General features: G+C 73.0%; 18 protein-coding genes and 1 tRNA gene. 13 read left to right on the top strand and 6 right to left on the bottom strand.

Annotated elements, in window-relative coordinates; genetic code table 11:
• The first annotated feature begins 22 nt into the window (after window positions 1-22).
• The 12 genes from B351_RS0102450 (at window position 23) to B351_RS0102395 (ending at window position 13,371) form a co-directional block, all read left to right on the top strand.
• Window positions 23-1,435 carry an RNA polymerase factor sigma-54 gene (locus B351_RS0102450; RefSeq protein WP_019397470.1) on the top strand — a complete coding sequence of 471 codons (1,413 nt, stop codon included), beginning with the start codon at window positions 23-25 and terminating at the stop codon, window positions 1,433-1,435.
• 58 nt (window positions 1,436-1,493) lie between these two features.
• A complete protein-coding gene (gene hpf, locus B351_RS0102445; RefSeq protein ID WP_019397469.1) occupies window positions 1,494-1,811 on the top strand; it encodes a ribosome hibernation-promoting factor, HPF/YfiA family in 318 nt (105 codons plus the stop codon).
• 96 nt (window positions 1,812-1,907) lie between these two features.
• On the top strand, window positions 1,908-2,861 hold the full coding sequence (hprK, locus tag B351_RS0102440) for an HPr(Ser) kinase/phosphatase (protein WP_019397468.1): 954 nt from the start codon (window positions 1,908-1,910) through the stop codon (window positions 2,859-2,861).
• Window positions 2,858-3,733 carry an RNase adapter RapZ gene (gene rapZ, locus B351_RS0102435; protein WP_019397467.1) on the top strand — a complete coding sequence of 292 codons (876 nt, stop codon included), beginning with the start codon at window positions 2,858-2,860 and terminating at the stop codon, window positions 3,731-3,733. Before hprK ends, rapZ begins: the two co-directional genes overlap by 4 nt.
• 78 nt (window positions 3,734-3,811) lie before the next feature.
• Window positions 3,812-4,204: a PTS sugar transporter subunit IIA gene (locus B351_RS0102430; protein ID WP_019397466.1), complete on the top strand. Its 393-nt coding sequence runs from the start codon at window positions 3,812-3,814 to the stop codon at window positions 4,202-4,204.
• Window positions 4,197-4,466 (top strand): HPr family phosphocarrier protein, encoded by a 270-nt coding sequence (locus B351_RS0102425; RefSeq protein WP_026010261.1) that lies wholly within the window; start codon window positions 4,197-4,199, stop codon window positions 4,464-4,466. The genes B351_RS0102430 and B351_RS0102425 overlap by 8 nt, the downstream gene beginning before the upstream one ends.
• A 59-nt stretch (window positions 4,467-4,525) precedes the next feature.
• Window positions 4,526-6,235 carry a phosphoenolpyruvate--protein phosphotransferase gene (ptsP, locus tag B351_RS0102420; protein ID WP_019397464.1) on the top strand — a complete coding sequence of 570 codons (1,710 nt, stop codon included), beginning with the start codon at window positions 4,526-4,528 and terminating at the stop codon, window positions 6,233-6,235.
• Window positions 6,236-6,336: 101 nt separating this feature from the next.
• Window positions 6,337-7,698, top strand: a complete 1,362-nt coding sequence (gene mgtE / locus B351_RS0102415) for a magnesium transporter (protein WP_019397463.1) — start codon at window positions 6,337-6,339, stop codon at window positions 7,696-7,698.
• A gap of 312 nt (window positions 7,699-8,010) precedes the next feature.
• The gene (locus B351_RS0102410; protein ID WP_019397462.1) at window positions 8,011-8,886 is read left to right on the top strand and encodes a DNA ligase; all 876 of its coding nucleotides are present in this window, start codon (window positions 8,011-8,013) and stop codon (window positions 8,884-8,886) included.
• 773 nt (window positions 8,887-9,659) lie between these two features.
• A complete protein-coding gene (locus B351_RS16075; RefSeq protein WP_019397461.1) occupies window positions 9,660-12,149 on the top strand; it encodes a S8 family serine peptidase in 2,490 nt (829 codons plus the stop codon).
• A 134-nt stretch (window positions 12,150-12,283) separates the two neighbouring features.
• Window positions 12,284-13,102, top strand: coding sequence for a prolyl oligopeptidase family serine peptidase (locus B351_RS0102400; protein ID WP_026010260.1), 819 nt, complete (start codon window positions 12,284-12,286; stop codon window positions 13,100-13,102).
• Entirely contained in the window at window positions 13,099-13,371 is a 273-nt protein-coding gene (locus B351_RS0102395) for a hypothetical protein (protein ID WP_019397459.1), read from the top strand. Before B351_RS0102400 ends, B351_RS0102395 begins: the two co-directional genes overlap by 4 nt.
• 108 nt (window positions 13,372-13,479) lie before the next feature.
• Here B351_RS0102395 and pgi read toward each other — a convergent pair whose 3' ends face one another.
• The 6 genes from pgi to pcnB form a co-directional block, all read right to left on the bottom strand.
• Window positions 13,480-14,994, bottom strand: coding sequence for a glucose-6-phosphate isomerase (pgi, locus tag B351_RS0102390; protein WP_026010259.1), 1,515 nt, complete (start codon window positions 14,992-14,994; stop codon window positions 13,480-13,482).
• Window positions 14,994-15,374 (bottom strand): aspartate 1-decarboxylase, encoded by a 381-nt coding sequence (gene panD, locus B351_RS0102385; RefSeq protein ID WP_019397457.1) that lies wholly within the window; start codon window positions 15,372-15,374, stop codon window positions 14,994-14,996. Before panD ends, pgi begins: the two co-directional genes overlap by 1 nt.
• 128 nt (window positions 15,375-15,502) lie before the next feature.
• Window positions 15,503-16,345 carry a pantoate--beta-alanine ligase gene (gene panC / locus B351_RS0102380; protein ID WP_019397456.1) on the bottom strand — a complete coding sequence of 281 codons (843 nt, stop codon included), beginning with the start codon at window positions 16,343-16,345 and terminating at the stop codon, window positions 15,503-15,505.
• 28 nt (window positions 16,346-16,373) lie between these two features.
• The gene (gene panB, locus B351_RS0102375; RefSeq protein ID WP_019397455.1) at window positions 16,374-17,189 is read right to left on the bottom strand and encodes a 3-methyl-2-oxobutanoate hydroxymethyltransferase; all 816 of its coding nucleotides are present in this window, start codon (window positions 17,187-17,189) and stop codon (window positions 16,374-16,376) included.
• A gap of 93 nt (window positions 17,190-17,282) precedes the next feature.
• The gene (folK, locus tag B351_RS0102370) at window positions 17,283-17,786 is read right to left on the bottom strand and encodes a 2-amino-4-hydroxy-6-hydroxymethyldihydropteridine diphosphokinase (protein ID WP_019397454.1); all 504 of its coding nucleotides are present in this window, start codon (window positions 17,784-17,786) and stop codon (window positions 17,283-17,285) included.
• The gene (pcnB, locus tag B351_RS0102365; RefSeq protein ID WP_407059574.1) at window positions 17,783-19,114 is read right to left on the bottom strand and encodes a polynucleotide adenylyltransferase PcnB; all 1,332 of its coding nucleotides are present in this window, start codon (window positions 19,112-19,114) and stop codon (window positions 17,783-17,785) included. Before pcnB ends, folK begins: the two co-directional genes overlap by 4 nt.
• A 107-nt stretch (window positions 19,115-19,221) precedes the next feature.
• On the opposite strand from pcnB, the gene B351_RS0102360 reads away from it, so the two are divergent.
• Window positions 19,222-19,296, top strand: a tRNA-Glu gene (locus B351_RS0102360).
• Window positions 19,297-19,512 lie beyond the last annotated feature (216 nt).

Raw genomic sequence — 19,512 nt, 5'->3', positions numbered from 1 at the left:
AGGCTTCCTTTCTGGCAGGGACATGAAGGCACGGCTGCAGACATCGCTGGGACAGAGCCTGGTCATGACGCCGCAGCTGCGCCAGGCCATCCGCCTGTTGCAGATGTCCACGGTGGAGCTGCAGGCCGAGGTCGCCGAGGCGATCGAGACCAATCCCCTGCTGGAGTGGGCCGACGAGGCCTACCAGGAGCCGGTCGCCGCGGGCGACGGCGACGGCGCGGCTGCCGCGCCCTCGGACGATGTCCCGCCCGAGGGCGAGGACTGGGCGCCGGACGAGCCCGCCTGGCAGGCATCCGGCGGCGGCTACGACGAGGACTGCGACGACGCGGCCGAGCGCATGGCCGGGACCGAGACCCTGGCCGACCACCTGCTGTGGCAGCTGCACCTGTCGCCGCTGTCGGCGCGCGACCGCCGCATCGGCGCCATGCTGATCGACGCCCTGGACGAGGACGGCTACCTGCGCGAACCGCTGGCGTCCATCGCCGAGGCGCTGCTGCCGGAAACCCGCGCCAGCGAGGAGGAGATCCTCACCGTGCTGCACCAGCTGCAGCGCTTCGATCCGCCCGGAGTGGGCGCGCGCGACCTTGGCGAGTGCCTGCGCCTGCAGCTGGAAGTCCTGCCCGAATGCACCCCCGGCCGCGCCCTGGCCCTGCGCATCGTCGCCGCGCCGCTGGAGCGGCTGCCGAAGATCGGCACCGAGGGCCTGGCCCAGGAACTGCGCGCGCCGCCGTGCGACGTGGAGCAGGCGGTGCAGCTGGTGCGCTCGCTGGACCCGCGTCCGGGCAAGCGCATGGCCGAACTGGAACACGACAGCTACGTCGTGCCCGACTGCATCATCTGGCGCCAGCGCGGGGTGTGGAAGGCGGCGCTGTCGCGGCAGGCGCAGCCGAAGGTCGCCATCCACCGCGGCTACGAACAGCTGATCCGGCGCTGCGGCGACAGCGACGCCGGCTACCTGCGCGGCCAGCTGCAGGAAGCGCGCTGGCTGCTCAAGAGCCTGGAGGCGCGCGGCGAGACCCTGCTGAAGGTCGTGCGCTGCCTGCTGCGCCAGCAGGCCGGGTTCCTGGAGTTCGGCGAACAGGCGCTGCGTCCGCTGACCCTGCGCGAGGTCGCCGCCGAGCTCGGCCTGCACGAATCCACCGTCTCCCGCGCCATCGCCCGCAAGTACGTGCGCACCCCGCGCGGCACCCTGCCGCTGAAGGCGTTCTTCGCCTCCGGCATCGACACCGACGGCGGCGGCGAGGCCTCCAGCACCGCGATCCAGGCCATGATCCGCCGCCTGATCGACGACGAGAACCCGCGCAAGCCGCTTTCCGACGCCAAGCTGGCCGACCTGCTCAAGCAGTCGGGCGTGCCGGTGGCGCGGCGCACGGTGGCGAAGTATCGTGAGCTCATGAACATTCCGGCGTCGCACGAGCGGGTCCGCATCGGCTAGGCGCGTGACCGGCATCGTGCGGGGCCGCCCACAGCGGCAACCACAAAGGAGGTTCACGATGCGCATCGAAACGTACGGCCAGCAGCTGGAGATCACCCCGGCCCTGCGCGATTACGTGGAGGAGAAGCTGCGTCGGCTCGACCGGCATTTCGACCAGCCGATCGCCGCCCGCGTGCAGCTCGGCCTGCGCAAGCCCTCCCACCGCGCGGCCGCGGACCTCTCCGTCCCGGGCCGTACCCTGCACGCCGAGGCCGAGGCCCAGACCATGTACGCGGCCATCGACCTGCTGGCGGACAAGCTGGACCGCCAGATCCTCAAGCACAAGGAAAAGAACCAGGACTACCAGGCGCCCCGCGTCCTCCCGGACGTCGGCTGACCCGCCCCCGCCGCCCGGCCGGCACCCGCCCGGCCGGGACGCGCGAGCCCGTTTGGGCGACAATCACGCGACCCCTGCCAGAAGGACCCGGGCCGCATGAGGAATGCCAGCATCACCGCACGCGAACTGTTCGAGCAGCAGCAGGACAAGTTGTCGCTGCGCTGGCTGGCCGGCCAGAAGGGCGGGTCCCGCGAGATCGACTCCGGCGACACCAATTCCCGCCGCCCCTCGCTGGCCGGCTACCTCAATGCCATCTACCCCAACAAGGTGCAGATCCTCGGCAGCGAGGAACTGGCCTGGCTCGACTCGCTGGACTCGCGCCAGCGCTGGGAAACCATCGAGAAGATCATCCAGGCCCGGCCGCTGGCGCTGGTGATCAGCAAGAACCAGTCCTGCCCCGAGGACCTGCGCGCGGCCGCCGAGGAGACCGATACCCCGCTGTGGGTCTCGCCGCGGCGCGGCCACGAGCTGCTCAACCACCTCTCCTACCACCTGGCCCGTACCCTCGCCCCGCGCGTGACCCTGCACGGGGTGTTCATGGAGATCTATTCCATCGGCGTGCTGATCACCGGCGAGGCCGGCTCGGGCAAGAGCGAGCTGGCGCTGGAACTGCTCAGCCGCGGCCACCGCCTGGTCGCCGACGACGCCCCCGAATTCACCCAGATCGCCCCGGACGTGCTCGACGGCACCTGCCCGGAGCTGTTGCAGGACCTGCTGGAGGTGCGCGGCCTGGGCGTGCTCAACGTGCGCGAGATGTTCGGCGACACCGCGGTCAAGAAGAACAAGTACCTGCGCCTGATCGTGCACCTGACCCGGCCGATGACCGAGCCCTCGCCGCACGGCTACGAGCGCCTGACCGGCGACTCCGGCACCCGCCACGTGCTGGACCTGGACGTGCCGCTGATCACCCTGCCGGTGATGCCCGGCCGCAACCTGGCCGTGCTCACCGAGGCGGCGACCCGCCTGCACATCCTGCGCACCAAGGGCATCGACCCGGCGGCGATGTTCATCGCCCGGCACAGCAACCTGCTGGAGCGCCGCGGCTCATGACCACCACCACCCGCCCCACCCTGGTGATCGTCAGCGGCCTGTCCGGCTCGGGCAAGTCGGTGGCGCTGAAGACCTTCGAGGACCTGGACTACTACTGCGTCGACAACCTGCCGCTGGAGCTGCTGCCGGCCTTCGTCGGCTCGCTGGTGCGCGAGGACGGCCTGCCCGAGCGCATGGCCGTGGGCATCGACGTGCGCAGCCGCAAGGACGACCTCGGCCGCCTGGCCGAGTGGCGCGCCGCGGCCGGGTCGCTGGGCGTGGACGCGCGCCTGCTGTTCTTCGAGGCCGAGGACCACATCCTGCTGCGGCGCTACGCCGACACCCGCCGCCGCCACCCGCTCAGCCGCCTGGGCCTGTCGCTGCCGGAGGCGATCGCGCGCGAGCGCCAGATCATCGCCCCGCTGCGGCGCGAGGCCGACGCGGTGATCGACACCAGCCACCTCAACGTGCACCAGCTGCGGCGCCAGGTCATCACCGGCTTCGCCCTGGAGCACAGCCCGGGCCTGTCCCTGCTGTTCGAGTCCTTCGCCTACAAGCGCGGGGTGCCGGAGGAGGCGGACTTCGTGTTCGATGCCCGGGTCCTGCCCAACCCGCACTGGGAGCCGGAGCTGCGCCCGCTGACCGGCCGCGACCAGCGCGTGCGCGACTACCTGGATGCCCAGCCGGAGGTGGACGCCTACGCCCGCCAGGTGGCGGAGTTCCTGGACACCTGGCTGCCGCGCCTGCGCAACGACACCCGCGCCTACGTGACCGTGGCCTTCGGCTGCACCGGCGGCAAGCACCGCTCGGTGTACCTGGCCGAGCGCCTGGCCGCCCACGCCCGCGAACAGGGCTGGAACGAGGTCGCCACCTACCCCCGCGAGCAGGACTGAGCCCCCGCCGCTGCCGCCGGCGGCACCGCCGCGCGGAAAGGCGCGACGGCGGTCGGGGTGCTCTGTTAACTTCCCGCCATGGCATGTGGCATCCTCCTGATCACCCATCCCGGCGTCGGTAGCGCCCTCCTGGCCGTGGCCACGGCCCTGCTGCGCAAGCTGCCGTTGAAGGCGGAAGCCTTCGAGGTCCCGTTCGACGCCGACCCCGACCAGCTCCTGCCGGCCGCCTCCGCGGCGCTGCGGCGGGTCGACGGGGGCGACGGCGTGCTGGTCCTGACCGACCTGTACGGCGCCAGCCCCAGCAACCTCGCCGCCCAGGTGGCAAGGCTCGGCACGCCGGTCCGTCGGGTCTCGGCGCTGAGCCTGCCAATGCTGCTGCGGGTCATGAACTATCCGGAACAGGGACTGGACGAACTGCCCGCCACCGCGGCGGCGGGCGCGCGCAATGGAGCGATCATCGACGATGCTTGAACGTGAACTCACCGTGTCCAACCGCCTGGGCCTGCATGCCCGGGCCACCGCCAAGCTGGTCCAGGCGCTGGCACCCTTCCGCTGCGCCGTGACCCTGCAGGCGAAGGGACGCGAGGTCAACGCCAAGAGCATCATGGGGGTGATGCTGCTGGCCGCCGGCCAGGGCACCCCGGTCCCCGTGCGCACCGACGGGGTCGACGAGGCCGAGGCGATGCAGGCCGTGGTCGATCTGTTCGAGAACCGGTTCGACGAGGACGCCTGAGCCATGCGCGGGCCGGGCCGCCAGCACGCGTCGCCGCGCCCGTCCAGGGGGACGCCCGGATGAGGCTGGCCTTCGCCGGGCATGGCGCTTCCCGCGGCCTGGCCCTGGGCCGGGCCCGGGTCCGCCTCCCGCACGCGCTGGAGGTGACCGAGCAGCGGCTGCCGGCCTCGCGGGTCAAGGAGGAGGCCGCGCGCCTGCACGGGGCCCTGGAGGCCACCCGTGCCGAGATGCGCACCCTGCGCGAGAAGCTGCAGGGCGCGCTGTCGAAGGAAGCCATCGAATTCATCGACCTGCACGCGCTGCTGCTGGACGACCCGGAGCTGGTGCAGGCGCTGGAGGCCCTGATCCAGCAGGAACGCTATTCGGCCGGCTACGCCCTGCGCGTGCAGCGCGACCGCCTGGCCGCGGTGTTCCAGTCCATGGACGACCCCTACCTGCGGGCCCGCCTGGACGACCTGGACCACATCATCGGCCGGGTCAACGCCCACCTGCACAAGCACGACCCGCTGCCGCGCGGCACCGCCGGCGAGGTCCTGGTGTGCGAGAACGTGGCCCCGTCCGAGCTGGCCCAGCTGCAGGCCCAGGGCGTGGTGGCGATCGTCTCCGCCGGCGGCAGCCCGCTGTCGCACACCGCCATCCTCGCCCGCAGCCTGCACATGCCGCTGGTGGTCGGCGCGGCCGAGGCGCTGTCGCGGATCAACGATGGCGACGTGCTGATGGTCGACGGCGAGAGCGGCCAGCTGGTGCTGGACCCGGACGCCGCCGACCTGCGCCGCTACCGCGAGCTGCAGCAGCGCGAACAGCGCGAGCGGCGCGACCTGGAGCGGCTGCGCAGCAAGCCCACCCGCACCCGCGACGGGGTCGACATCGCCCTGTACGCCAATGCCGAGTCGCGCGAGGACGTGGCCCGCGCCCACGCGCTCGGCGCGGCCGGCGTGGGCCTGTACCGCACCGAGTTCCTGTTCCTGCAGGACCGCGAGTCGCCGGGCGAGGAAGAGCAGTACCTGGCCTACCGCGACGCGGTCCTGGCCATGGGGGGGCGCCCGGTCACCTTCCGCACGCTGGACCTGGGCGCGGACAAGGCCGACCGCGCCGGCCTGGCCCTGGCCAACGAGGCCAACCCGGCGCTGGGCGTGCGCGGCGTGCGCCTGTCGCTGCTGTACGACGCGGTGTTCGACACCCAGCTGCGCGCCATCGTCCGCGCCTCGGCCTACGGCCCGGTGCGGGTGCTGGTGCCGATGGTCTCCTGCCGCGAGGAAATGCTGATCGTGCGCCGCCGCCTGCGCCGCGCGGTGGCCGCGGTGCGCCGCCGCGGCATCGCCGCGGAGGTGCCGCCGCTGGGGGCGATGATCGAGGTGCCGGCCGCGGCGATCGGCGTGCACGGCCTGGCCGACGCGGTCGACTTCCTCTCGGTGGGCACCAACGACCTGGTGCAGTACCTGCTGGCGGTGGACCGCAACAACGACGCCCTCGGCGACCTGTACTCGCCGCTGCACCCGGGCGTGCTGCGCCTGCTTGCGCACGTGCTGCGCGCCGGCGCCGAGCACCGCATGCCGGTGGCCGTGTGCGGCGAGATGGCCGGCGACCCGCGCCTGGCACCGCTGCTGCTGGCCCTGGGCCTGCGCGAGTTCAGCCTGCATCCGGCCGGCCTGCTGGAACTGCGCCGCACCATCCGCGAATGCGACCTGGCACGGCTGCAGGAACGCGCCCCGCGCCTGCTGCAGGCGCGCGACCGGCGCGGCATCGAGCGCTGGCTGGAATCGGCCTGACCCTATCCAAACGCGACGGGCGCGGGGGATAATGCCTGCCATGAACGCCTGACCTGCCGCGCGCCTCCCGTTGCGGCATCGCCCCCAACCCGGAGCCGCGCATGGCCGAAGCCGTCCGCCACGACAAGACCGCGCGCCAGCTGCGCCTGCTGTCCGACGCGCTGGACAGCGGCCGGCTCGGCCCGGTGCGGCGGCTGGTCAACACCCTCTCCCCCGCCGAGATCGGCAACCTGCTGGAATCGCTGCCGCCGGGCAAGCGCGAGGTGGTGTGGGGCCTGGTCGACGCCGAGGACGACGGCGAGGTGCTGCTGCACGTCGGCGACGAGGTGCGCGAGAGCCTGATCGCCGACATGGACCCGGACGAGCTGGTCGCGGCGGTCGAGGACCTGGACATCGACGACCTGGCCGACCTGGTCGAGGACCTGCCGGACACGGTGATCGACGAGGTCCTCAAGTCGATGGACCGCGAGAACCGGGAACGGCTGGAGCAGGTGCTGTCCTACCCGGAGGACACCGCCGGCCGCCTGATGAACCCGGATGTGGTCACCGTGCGCGCCGACGTCAACGTCGACGTGGTCCTGCGCTACCTGCGCCTGCGCGGCGAGCTGCCCGACCACACCGACCACCTGTACGTGGTCAGCCGCCGCCACCAGTACCTGGGCCGGGTTTCGCTGGCCGCGCTGGTGACCCACGAGGACTCCACCCCGATCAACCGCCTGATCGACGACGAGCAGCCGGCGATCGACGTGGGCGAGAGCGCCCAGGAAGTGGCGCGCCGCTTCTCCGACCACGACTGGGTTTCGGCCCCGGTGGTGGACGAGAACAACATCCTGCTCGGCCGCATCACCATCGACGACGTGGTCGACATCATCCGCGAGCAGGCCGAGCACCAGGCGCTGGGCGCCGCCGGCCTGGACGAGGACGAGGACCTGTTCTCGCCGGTCAAGCGCGCCGTGCGCGGCCGCGTGGTGTGGCTGGGCATCAACCTGTTCACCGCCTTCATGGCCGCCGGCGTGATCGGCCAGTTCGAGGCCACCCTGGAGAAGGTGGTGGCACTGGCGGTGCTGATGCCGATCGTGGCCGGCATCGGCGGCAACGCCGCGGTGCAGGTGCTGACCCTGATGGTGCGCGGCCTGGCTCTGGGCCAGGTGGGCTCGAGCAACGCCGGCATCCTGATGTGGAAGGAGATCCGCGTCGCCCTGATCAACGGCGTGCTGATCGGCGGCATCGTCGGCCTGATCGCGCTGCTGTGGTTCGGCGACCCGGTGCTGTCGCTGGTGATCGCCCTGGCCCTGGTGATCAACTTCTGCGCCGCCGCCAGTGCCGGCGTGCTGCTGCCGCTGCTGCTGCGGCGGATGAACATCGACCCGGCGGTAGCCGGCACCGTGGTGGTCACCGCGGTCACCGACGTGATGGGCTTCTTCTGCTTCCTCGGCCTGGCCACGGCGATCCTGCTGCACTGAACGCCCCGGCCAGGCCGGCGCCAGCCACGAAGCCACGGTTGCCCGGGTACCGGTCGGGCCCGGCTCTGCATTCCTTCCCCGCTTCGTGCCGCCTGCGGCAGCGCGCCCCGGCCGCAGCCGCGTTCCCGCCCGGCCAACACCGCCTGCGCCACCCCACGGCACGCCGCGCGGACCGTTTGCCGCCCGCCCAGCCGCGCGGTGCGTGCCGACAGCACGCCACAAGGCTTTCCTACAGCCGGCGCCGGCAGCGCCCGATTACGCGCGCCCGCGCAACGCGGGAAGCTGCGGTCCCCGCGGACCACCGCCCTGCCCATGCGCCTGCTGCTGCTCGCCCTGCTCTGCCTGCTGCCTGCCGCCACGTTGCCGGCGGCCCCGGCCACGCCCGCGCCGATGCTGGCCTCGACCTGGCGCGGCGACCAGCCGGTGCACGCCTTCCTGGTCAGCGAGAAGCTGGACGGCGTGCGTGCGCGCTGGGACGGGCGCCGGCTATGGACCCGCGGTGGCGCGCCAGTCCCCGCGCCCGCGGGGTTCACCCGCGGCTGGCCGGCCGAGCCCATGGATGGCGAACTGTGGCTGGGCCGCGGCCGCTTCGACGAGCTCAGCGCCCTGGTCCGCCGCGTCGGCGGCACCGCCGCGGACTGGCAGGGCGTGCGCTTCATGCTGTTCGACCTGCCCGCGCACCCCGGGCCGTTCGCGCAACGGCTGCAGCGCATGCGCGAGCTGGTGGCCGCCGCGCGCAGCCCGACCCTGGCCCTGGTTGAACAGCGCCGGTTCGATTCGGCCGCGGCGCTGGACGCGGAACTGGCGCGGGTGGTCGCCGCCGGCGGCGAAGGCCTGGTCCTGCATCGGGCCGACGGCCTGTACCGATCCGGACGCAGCGACACCCTGTTCAAGTACAAGCCACACGAAGACGCCGAGGCCCAGGTCCTCGCCCACCTCCCCGGCAAGGGCCGCCACCACGGCCGCATGGGCGCGCTGCTGGTGCGCACCGCCGACGGCCGCCAGTTCCGCATCGGCAGCGGCTTCAGCGACGCCCAGCGCGAGGCCCCGCCTCCGGTGGGCAGCTGGGTCACCTACCGCTACAGCGGCCTGACCGGCAACGGCCTGCCTCGCTTCCCCCGCTTCCTGCGCATCCGCCACGAACTGCCGCCGCCGGAGTCGGGCCGGCCAGCCGCCGCCACGCGCTGATCGTCCTTGCCCGCTGGCCGCGCCACCCGGAGCGGCGGCGCCCCCCTGCGCCCCGGCCGTCCGGTCGTGCCCTGGCAGTCCCCCTTGGCACCTGGCCAGGCGCGTTGGCGCTCCTGGCTCTTCCCCGCCGCGCCCTCGGGCCGCCCCCTTGCTGCTGGCGCCGCCTGCGCTCCCTCCCCCGGGCTCCCTTCTGCCGGGCTCCCCTCCGCCTTGCGTGCCAACCCCGGCAGCCCCTGCACCTGCCGCACCGCATCCGGTCGCTGTCACGGGCGGTGGCGCCCCGCAGACGCCCACGGCGAGGCGCCCGGAGCGCCCCGCACCAATGTGGCCGTTGTCCCATTTCACGCAATCGACAGAAACCTGAATACGGAATTGTGCACTGCGTCCTCCAGAGCCGCCGGTCCGCGCCGACCCAAGCGGTGCAGCCCGCAATCCCCCCGGTCCGCGCGGCTGCACTGTCGCCGCCGCCCGCTCGCGCAAGCAGCAGCTCCTCCCCCGGGCGGCGGCGGCGACAGGCCGGAACCGCAAGCGTGAGGTAGCAAGTGTCCAAGCTGCAGCGTGCCCCGCTCACCGTGTCCCTGGCCCTGTCGGCCTGCGGTGGCGGCGGTGGAACCAAGTCCAACCCGCCGGCTGCCCCCGAGCCGGCACGACCCGCCCCGTCGCAGCCGTCCCAGCCCAGCCAGCCGGCCACGCCGGCGTAGCCGGACCCGCTGCCGGGCACCGACTGCAGCAGCGCGGGCTCGGCCCAGTCCTGCCACTACCGCTACAAGGGCGTGCAGGACAACCTGCTGGTGCCCACCGGCGCGCTCGCCGCGCACGAGGCCGGCCTGACCGGCAAGGGCGTCAAGGTCGGCCTGCTCGACGGCCAGCACGAAGTGGCCTACGCCCCCCTCGACGGCCGCGTGGCCTGGTACCGCGACTACACCGGCAAGAGCGAATACGACAGCTACGGCCACGGCGCGGTCGTGGCCGCGGCCCTCGCCGGCCGCGCGGTCAGCGGCTTCGGCGGCGGCGTCGCCCCGGAAGCGGAGCTGTACTGGGGCGTCACCTGCTACAACAACTGGTGCACCGCGGACATGGCGCGCGACGCCATCGCCGACATGGGCAGCCGCGGCGTGCGCCTGTACAACTGGTCGGTGGGCACCACCGCCACCGACGAGGACAACCTGCGCCGCCAGGCCGAGGGCTACGCGCAGTGGCTGCGCGGCGTGATCGACGTGGACGGCCTGCTGGTCGCGGCGGCCGGCAACGACTCCAGCCCCGAGCCGTCCACCACTTCGCTGATGCCGCGCTTCATGCAGGAATGGAACAGGCACCTGCTGGTGGTGGCAGCGGTGGACCTCGACAAGAGCGGCAAGGCCACCGGCCTGGCCGACTACAGCAACGCCTGCGGCAGCGCCGCCTCCTGGTGCCTGGTGGCCCCGGGCCTGGTCGCGGTGCCGGGCGTGGACGGCACCCAGTTCAAGGGCCGCGCCTCGGGCACCTCGCTGGCCGCCCCGGCGGTCACCGGCACGACGGCGATGGTGTGGCAGGCGTTCCCGTGGATGAGCGCCAGCAACGTGCAGCAGACCATCCTGACCACGGCCACCGACCTGGGCCAGCCGGGCGTCGACGCGGTGTACGGCTGGGGCCTGCTCAACGCCAACAAGGCCGTGCGCGGCCCCGGCGCGTTCACCGACACCTTCACCGCCCACGTCCCCTCCGGCAGCTACGCCTTCGCCAACGACATCGGCGGCAGCGGCGGCCTGACCAAGACCGGCGCCGGCAGCCTGTGGCTGACCGGCCAGAACAGCTACACCGGCCTGACCCACGTCCAGGGCGGCCATCTGGGCATGCCCCGCGGCACCGCCGGCAGCGTGCGCGTCGGCAACGGCGCGGTGTTCCAGGGCGCCGGACGGATCGGCGGCGACTTCACCGCCAGCCCCCAGGCCACCACCGCCATCGCCATCGGCGAGCCGCTGCAAGTGCAGGGCCAGGCCAACCTCGCCGGCACCCTGCACCTGCTGGCGCCGGCCCCGGGCTACCCGGTGGGCAGCAGCGAGCGCCTGATGGGTTACCGCTCGCATACCGGCGCGTTCTCCGCAGTCACCTACGGCAGCGGCTTCTTCTACACCGCCCAGCTGGACTACGGCAGCAACAGCCTGGACGCGAGGCTGGAGCGCACCAGCGCCGCCAGCACCGCCAGCGCGCTGGGCGCGCCGCAGGCAGTGGTGGACGGCGCGCGCATGGCCGACGGCCTGCTCGACCACACCGCCGGCCTGCAGCCGGGTGGCGGCAACGACGCCCTGATCGACCTGGTCGGCAAGCTGGCCAGCGTGCCCACGCCCGCCGAGGCCGAGGCCTCGCTGGCCAGCCTGGCCGCCGAGGTGCACGGCACCGCGCGCGCGGTGGCGGTGCAGCAGGCCGTGGCCGCCACCCAGCGCCTGGCCGACCGCGTGGCCCTGCTGGAACCGGAAGCCGCCGGCTTCTGGGGCAGCGCCACTGCCCAGGCGGGCGCATTCGAGCGGCCCGGCTTTGCCGATGCCGACTGGCACGCCACCGGCTTCACCGCCGGCGTGGACCACGCCTTCGGCCCGCTGCTGGCCGGCGCCGCGCTCAACAGCGGGCGCAGCCGTGCCGACCTGGACGCGATCGGCGGCGGCTTCGATGCCGATTCCGCCGGCCTGGACCTGTACGCGCGCCTGGCCACCGAAAGCGGCTACCTGTCCGCCAGCCTGGGCTACGAGCGCGCCTCGGTGGATACCCACCGCACGGTACTCGTCGGCGACCAGGCCATGGCCGTGTCCGGCGGCCACACCGATACCACCCTCAGCGCGCGCCTGGAGGCCGGGCGCGAGGTCTATGCCGGCGTGACCCCGTTCGTCGCTGCCGGCTGGATCCGCCACCGCCAGGGCGCGCTGCACGAGGCCGGCGGACAGGGCCTGGAACTGCGCGCCGACGCGGATGCCAGCGAAGTCCGCTACGGCGAGCTGGGCCTGCGCCTGCGCCTGGTCCGCGACCGCCTGTCGCTGCACGGGCTGGCCGCCGGGCGCTGGCTGTCCGGCGACACCGATGCCGGCTTCCCGGCCTGGTTCGCCGAAGCCCCCGGGGTGCTGGTCCCGGTCAGCGGGCAGCAGGTGCCGGAACACGGCGCGCGCGCGGCCGCCGGACTGGACTACGCCCGCTCGGCGCGCTCGCACTGGAGCCTGGACGTGGGCGCCGACCACGGTGCCGGCCACGCCGACGACGTGTACATCAGCGCCGGCTACCGCCGCGCCTTCTGAGCCCGGTCCCGACGCCGCCGGCACGGCCCCGCTCCGGTGGGGCCGTGCCGTTTCCGGGAGTGCAGGCGTCGCAGCGCTCACTGCGGCTTGCTCCGCCGGCGTCCACAATGGATGCCCGCCGCGGAGGAGCACCGATGCATCCGTACCGTTTACTCTGGCTGCTTGTCCTGCTTGCCTGCCTGCCCGTGAGTGCCTGCCAGACCCCGCCATCGCTGCCGGACACCGGCGGCTTCGTCCAGCGCGAGCTGGAGTTCGAGGGACGCGTCCACCGCTACGCGGTGTTCGTGCCGGCCGCGGCACGCCGCGGCGGACCGCTGCCGGTGGTGCTGTTCCTGCACGGTTCCGGCGAGCGCGGCGAGGACGGCCAGGCCCAGACCACGGCCGGCCTGGGCCCGTACCTGCGCCGCCATGCCGGCACCTTCCCGGCCCTGGTGGTGATGCCGCAGGTGCGCCGGGGCGAGGAATGGACCGGCGCCAACGCGCGCATGGCACTGGCGGCGCTGGACGCGGCCAGCGCCGAGTTCGGCGGCGACCCGGCGCGCACCTACGCCACCGGCATGTCGATGGGCGGCTATGGCACCTGGGAAGTCGCCCTGCTGGCACCTGACCGCTTCGCCGCGCTGGTGCCGGTGTGCGCCGGCGTGCTCGCGCCGCGCGCAGTGCGCCCTACCCTTTACGTCACGCCCGTGGCCGGCGAGCCCGACCCGCATGCGGCACTGGTGCAGCGCCTGCGCCACCTGCCGGTATGGATGTTCCATGGCGCGCGCGACGACGTGGTGCTGCCGCACGACACCCGTCGCGTGTACCAGCTCGCGCGCCAGGCCGGCGCGGATTTCCGCTATACCGAATACCCCGAAGGCAACCACAATGCCTGGGACGCGACCTATGCCGATCCCGCGATGTGGGACTGGCTGTTCGCCCAGCGCCTGCCCCCCGACCGGACTCCACCGTGACCCTGCTGATCGACGACTACTTCCAGCCCGGCTGGCGCGAGCGCGCGGTCGTCTGCGCCGCCTGCGAATGGGAGGGCGACAGCCGCGCCATGGTGCTGGAGCCGCACGAGGACCTCAGCGAGTACCTGTGCCCGCGCTGCGAGGACATCGTGCTGGTGGTGCGGCATCCGGACCTGGAGCAGGTGCGGGCGGCGGCCGCCGCCGGGCACCCGGAGGCGCTGGAGCAGCTGGCGCTGCTGCAGGAATACCTGGCGCAGAAGCGGGACTGAAGCCGGCCGCCTCCCGGTGCCGGCCACGCCCGGGGCTACATGGATGAAGGGCGCCCGCCTCGCGGCGGACGCCCCTCGCGTACCGGCAGCCCTGGCTGCCGCGCCGGCTCAGCCGCGCAGGCGCGCGATCAGCGCCGCGGTCACCGGGTCGGAGGCCTGGCTCTCGCCGCGCAGCGCCGGCAGCAGGGTATTGGCCACCTGCTTGCCCAGCTCCACGCCGAACTGGTCGAAGGCGTTGATGCCCCAGGCCACCGACTGCACGTACACGCTGTGCTCGTACATGGCCAGCAGCGCGCCCAGCGAACGCGGAGTCAGCGACTCCAGCAGGATGGTGGTGCTGGGGCGGTTGCCCGGGTAGGCGCGGTGCGGATCCTCGCTGGACTGGCCGTTGGCCAGGGCCTCGGTCTGCGCCAGCAGGTTGGACAGCAGCGCCTCGTGGTTCTGCGCGTACGGGTCGTCGTTGCGCACGGTGCCGATGAAATCGGCCGGGACGATGCCGGTGCCCTGGTGCAGGGCCTGGAAGAAGCTGTGCTGCACGTCGGTGCCGGCGCCGCCCCACCACACCGGAACGGTGTCGCCATCGACCGGGCTGCCGTCGACCTTGACCCGCTTGCCCAGCGATTCCATCACCAGCTGCTGCAGGTAGGCCGGCAGCAGGGCCAGGCGCTGGTCGTAGGTCAGCACCGCGTGCGAGGCCAGGCCCAGCGCATTGCGGTTCCACACCGCGGTCAGGCCGTGGCGCACGGCGAGGTTGGCTTCCAGCGGCGCTTCCAGCACGTGGCGGTCGAACTCGGCCGCGCCGGCCAGCAGCTGGTCGAAGGCTTCGGTGCCGATCGCCAGCGCGATCGGGAAGCCGACCGCCGACCACAGCGAGTAGCGGCCACCGACCCAGTCCCACATCGGCAGCACCCGCTCGGCGGCGATGTCGAACGCCTTGGCGGCGCGCTCGGGGTTGGCGCTGACCGCGTAGATGCGCCCGCTGCCGTCCAGCCAGTCGCGCACGATGGCGCCGTTGAGCAGGGTTTCCTGGGTGCCGAAGGTCTTGGAGATGAACACCGCCGCGGTGCGCTTCGGGTCCAGCGGTGCCAGCACGCGCTGCGCGGCGGCGCCGTCGACGTTGGAGATGAAGTGCACGCGGAAGCGGCCCGGCAGCGCGCCGCGCAGGGCGTCGGCCACCAGGCGCGGCCCCAGGTCCGAGCCGCCGATGCCGACGCTGACGATGTCGGTGACCTCGCTGGCCTCCAGCTCGCGCACCAGCGCGTACATGCGCTGGCGCACCGCGGCCGCCGTCTCGTACGCCTCGCGCGCCACCGGCGCCTGCGACAGGTCGCCGCGCAGCGCGGTGTGCAGCACCGAGCGGCCCTCGGTCAGGTTGATCTTCTCGCCGTCGAACAGGCGCCGGAACGCGACCGGCAGCTCGAGCTGGCGACCCAGCTGCAGCAGCGCGTCCCAGGCCGCGGCGTCGTAGCGCTGGCGGGCGAAGGTCGCGTACAGCGGCCCGACCTGCAGCGCGTGGGCCTCCACCCGCCCCGGTTCGTCTTTCAGCAGCCCGGCGATGCTGGCGCCGGAAAGACGCGCGGCGTGGGACTGGAGGGTGTCGAGACCGGGGACGGATGTCGTCATCAGGCAGCCTGCTTGGGGATGGAGTGGTTGGTATGGGTGATGCGGTTCTGGCCGTCCACGTACACCAGCTTCGGCTGGAACGCGTCGGCCTCGGCGGCGTCCATCGACGCGAACGCGGCGATGATCACCAGGTCGCCCACCTGCACGTGGCGCGCGGCGCCGCCGTTGAGCGAGATGATGCCGCTGCCCTCGTCGGCGCGGATGGCGTAGGTGGTGAAGCGCGCGCCGTTGGTCACGTCCCACACGTGCACCTGCTCGAACTCGCGGATGCCGGTGGCGTCCAGCAGCAGGCCGTCGATCGCCACCGAGCCCTCGTAGTTGAGCTCGGAGTGGGTGACGGTCGCGCGGTGGATCTTGGCTTTGAGCAGGGTCAGGTGCATGGGGGGACTCCGGGTCTTGGATGGTAGCAATGCCCGCGGCGGCGGTGCGACCACGGGCAAGCGGCGCATGCGGGACAGGCCGTTGCATGCGAAACGTAGGTTGGCCGCGGGCCGGGCGGCCCGCCGGCTCAGAACTCGAGGTTGTCGATCAGGCGGGTGCTGCCCAGGCGCGCGGCGACCAGCGCCACCCGTGGGCCTGCCTCGCCCTCGGCCGGTTCGGACAGGTCCGGCCGGCGCAGCACGGCGTAGTCGACCTCGAACCCGGCCTGCACCAGGGCGGCGCGGCCATCGGCCTCCACCCGGGCACGCGGGGTGCCGGCCAGGTGGGCGTCGCGCATCGCGCACAGCACGCGGTGGATGGTGGCCGCGCGCGGCCGCTCCTCCGGCCCCAGGTACTGGTTGCGCGAGCTCATCGCCAGGCCGTCGGCCTCGCGCACGATCGGGCCGCCGACGATCTCGATCGGGAACTGCAGGTCGGCCACCAGCTGCCGGATCACCGCCAGCTGCTGGTAGTCCTTGCGCCCGAACGCGGCCACGTCCGGCTGCACCTGGTTGAACAGGCGGCTGACCACGGTGCACACGCCGTCGAAGTGCCCGGGGCGGCACTCGCCCTCCAGCACCTGGCTCACGCCCGGCACGTGCACCTTCGAGGCCAGCTCCACGCCGAACGGATACATCGACTCGACCGTCGGCAGCCACAGCACGTCGCAGCCGGCGGCCTCCAGGCCTTCGGTGTCGGCGTCGGGCGTGCGCGGGTAGCGGGTGAAGTCCTCGTTGGGCCCGAACTGGGTCGGATTGACGAACACGCTGGAGACCACGCGGTCCACGTACTGGCGGACCAGCCGCACCAGCGAGAAGTGGCCGGCGTGCAGGTTGCCCATGGTGGGCACGAAGCCCACGCGCAGGCCCTCGCGCTTCCAGCCGCGCACGCGTTCGCGCAGCGCGTCCAGTTCGGTAATGGTTTCGATCATCGGTACTGCCAGGAAGAGGGGGAAAGGCTCAGGCGTAGGCGTGCGCGGCGTCGGGGAAGCTGCCGTCGCGCACGGCCTCGGCGTAGGCGCGCACGGCGCCGGCCACCGAGCCGCCTTCGGCCAGGAAATCCTTGACGAAGCGCGGGCGGCGGTGGCCGCTGTCCAGCCCGAGGAAGTCGTGCAGCACCAGCACCTGGCCGTCGCAGTGCGGGCCGGCGCCGATGCCGATGGTGGGGATGTCGAGCGAAGCGGTGATCTGCTGCGCCAGCGGGGTCGGCACGCATTCGAGCACCAGCAGCGAGGCGCCGGCCTCCTGCACCGCCAGGGCGTCAGCGCGCAGCCGCGCCGCGGCCTGCTCCTCGCGACCCTGCACCTTGAAGCCGCCGAGCTTGAGCACCGACTGCGGGGTCAGGCCCAGGTGCGCGCACACCGGGATGTCGCGCCCGGCGAGGAAGCGGATCACCTCCAGCTTGGGCCCGGCGCCTTCCAGCTTGACCATCTGCGCGCCGGCCTGCAGCAGCGCCACCGCGGCGTCCAGCGCCCGCTCCGGGGTCGCATCGGACTGGAACGGCAGGTCGCTCAGCAGCAGCGCCTGCTTCAGCGCGCGGGCCACGGCCGCGGTGTGGTAGGCCATGTCGGCCACCGTCACCGGCAGGGTCGAGTCGTGGCCCTGCACCACCATGCCCAGCGAATCGCCGACCAGCACCAGGTCGATCCCGTTCTGGTCCATGACCCGGGCGAAGCCGGCGTCGTACGCGGTCAGCATCGCCAGGCGACGCCCCTGGCGCTTGGCCTCGGCCAGCGCGGGGACGGTCCAGGGCTTTTGCTCGGCATGTACGCTCATTTCGGTATCCGGTTCGGCAAGCCGCGCATTATCGCGCAAAACCCCGCCCTGCCCCGGCTGCCATCGGTCACGCAGCGTCCCGCGGGCGTGGCTTCAGCCCGGCGCCAGCGGTTCCACCCCGCCGGCATCGACCGTGCGCAGGGCCGCGGCGACCGTGCCGTGCCCGGGAATCGGCGCCTCCGGGGCGATCTCCGCCAGCGGCACCAGCACGAAGGCACGCTGGTGCAGGTACGGGTGCGGCACCTGCAGGCCGGGCAGGTCCAATACCTGGTCGCCATACAGCAGCAGGTCCAGGTCGAGCATGCGCGGGCCCCAGCGGGTGGCTTCGCCGCCGCGCACGCGGCCGGCGCGGCGCTCGATGTCCAGCAACCCGGCCAGCAGCTCCGGCGCCGGCAGCGTGGTCTCGAGCACGGCCGCGGCGTTGATGAAGTCCGGCTGGTCGGTGCGCCCCCAGGCGGGGGTGCGGTACAGCCGCGAGGCCGCCAGCAGGCGGGTACCGGGCAAGGCGTCCAGCGCCGGGAAGGCCGCGCGCACGCTGGCGGCGGCCTCGCCCAGGTTCGCGCCCAGGCCGATGCAGGCGCGGACCGGCGTGTTCATTCGGAGGCGGCGGCAGTCCCGCGGCGACGCCGGCGGCGGCGCCGGCGCGGCGCGCCTTCCAGGTCGCCCTCCTCGCCGCCGCCGGCCTCGAGGCTGGCGGCCAGGGCGTCGCCGGAGCTGCACTGGGCCTCGCGCCAGAACTCCACGTCGGCGGCGTGGTTCTCCGAGGCGGCCAGGCGCAGCACCAGGAAGTCGTAGGCAGCGCGGAAGCGCGGGTGCGCCAGCAGCCGGAACACGCGCTTGCGCTGGCGGGTGGAGAAGCGCGACTGCAGCAGCCAGATTTCCTGCATCGGCAGGGAGAAGCGCTTGGGCAGGGCGATGGTCTGCACCTGGTGCAGGGTCACCCGGTCGGCGGCGCGGCGCTGCGCCTCCTCGGCCGGCATGCCCTGCGCCTGCAGCCCGGCCAGGGCGCGGCAGTACGCCGGCCACAGCAGCAGCGCGAACAGGAACGCCGGCGAGACCGGCTCGTCCGCGGCCACGCGGGCGTCGGTACCGGCCAGCCCCTGCAGGACCATCCGCCGCAATGCGCCGCTGCGGTTGGAACGCAGCGCGGCCGCGGTCTCCGGCATCAGCGCCGGCAACAGGCCGTGGCGCTCCAGGCCCTCGAAGCTGGCCACCGCATGCCCGGACAGGAACAACTTGAGCATCTCCTCGAACAAGCGCGCCGGGGCGGCCTCGGCCAGCAGCCCGGCCAGGCGCGGGATCGGCTCGGCGGTGGGCGGGTCGATGGTGAAGCCCAGCTTGGCCGCCAGGCGCACCGCGCGCAGCATGCGCACCGGGTCCTCGCGGTAGCGGGTTTCCGGATCGCCGATCAGGCGCATGCGCCGCGCCAGCACGTCCTCGAAGCCGCCGGTGTAGTCGCGCACCGAGAAATCCTCGATCGCGTAGTACAGGGCGTTGCAGGTGAAGTCGCGGCGGACCGCGTCCTCCTCGATGGTGCCGTAGACGTTGTCGCGGACCAGGCGCCCGTCCTCGATCTCGCGGTCGCCGCTGCCGTCGTCGCTGTTGGCGCGGAAGGTGGCCACCTCGATGATCTCGCGCCCGTACACCACGTGGGCCAGGCGGAAGCGGCGGCCGATCAGGCGGCAGTTGCGGAACAGCTGCTTGACCTGCTCGGGCGTGGCGTCGGTGGCCACGTCGAAGTCCTTGGGGTGCATGCCCAGCAGCAGGTCGCGGACCGCGCCGCCGACCAGGAACGCGCCAAAGCCGGCCTCGCGCAGCCGGTAGAGCACGCGCAGGGCGTTGGGGCTTATGTCCTTGCGTGAGATCGGGTGCTGGTCGCGCGGAACGCTGCGCAGGACAGGTTGCGGGATGGCTTGCGGATCGATGGGAGGGCTTCCGTGGACTTGGCTGGAAAAATTTTTCGCCGGGGGCATTGCCGTCCGGCTGGCGGGTGAATATACTAGCGCGCCTTCGCTGGGAACACCCGCACAACGCTCCCTTCGTCTAGCGGTTAGGACGTGGCCCTCTCAAGGCTAAAACAGGGGTTCGAGTCCCCTAGGGAGCGCCAGCGGTGCCACAGCGAAGCAGACGAAAGACCCCGCCCCGGCGGGGTTTTTTGTTGCCCGCGCACCGTGGCCGGCGCAAGAGGAAGCCCCGCGTTGCGGGGCTTCGTCGTTTCGGGCCGGGGCCCGTGGCTGGGCCGGGATGCCCGGATGGTGCCACTCCATCCGGGCAAGCAACGCTCATCCCTGCATCTGCTCCAGTTCGCGGCCTCGGGTCTCGC

The organism is Pseudoxanthomonas sp. GW2, from assembly GCF_000283075.1.
GTDB lineage: Bacteria > Pseudomonadota > Gammaproteobacteria > Xanthomonadales > Xanthomonadaceae > Pseudoxanthomonas.
This window is presented reverse-complemented; position numbering and strand designations above follow the sequence as displayed.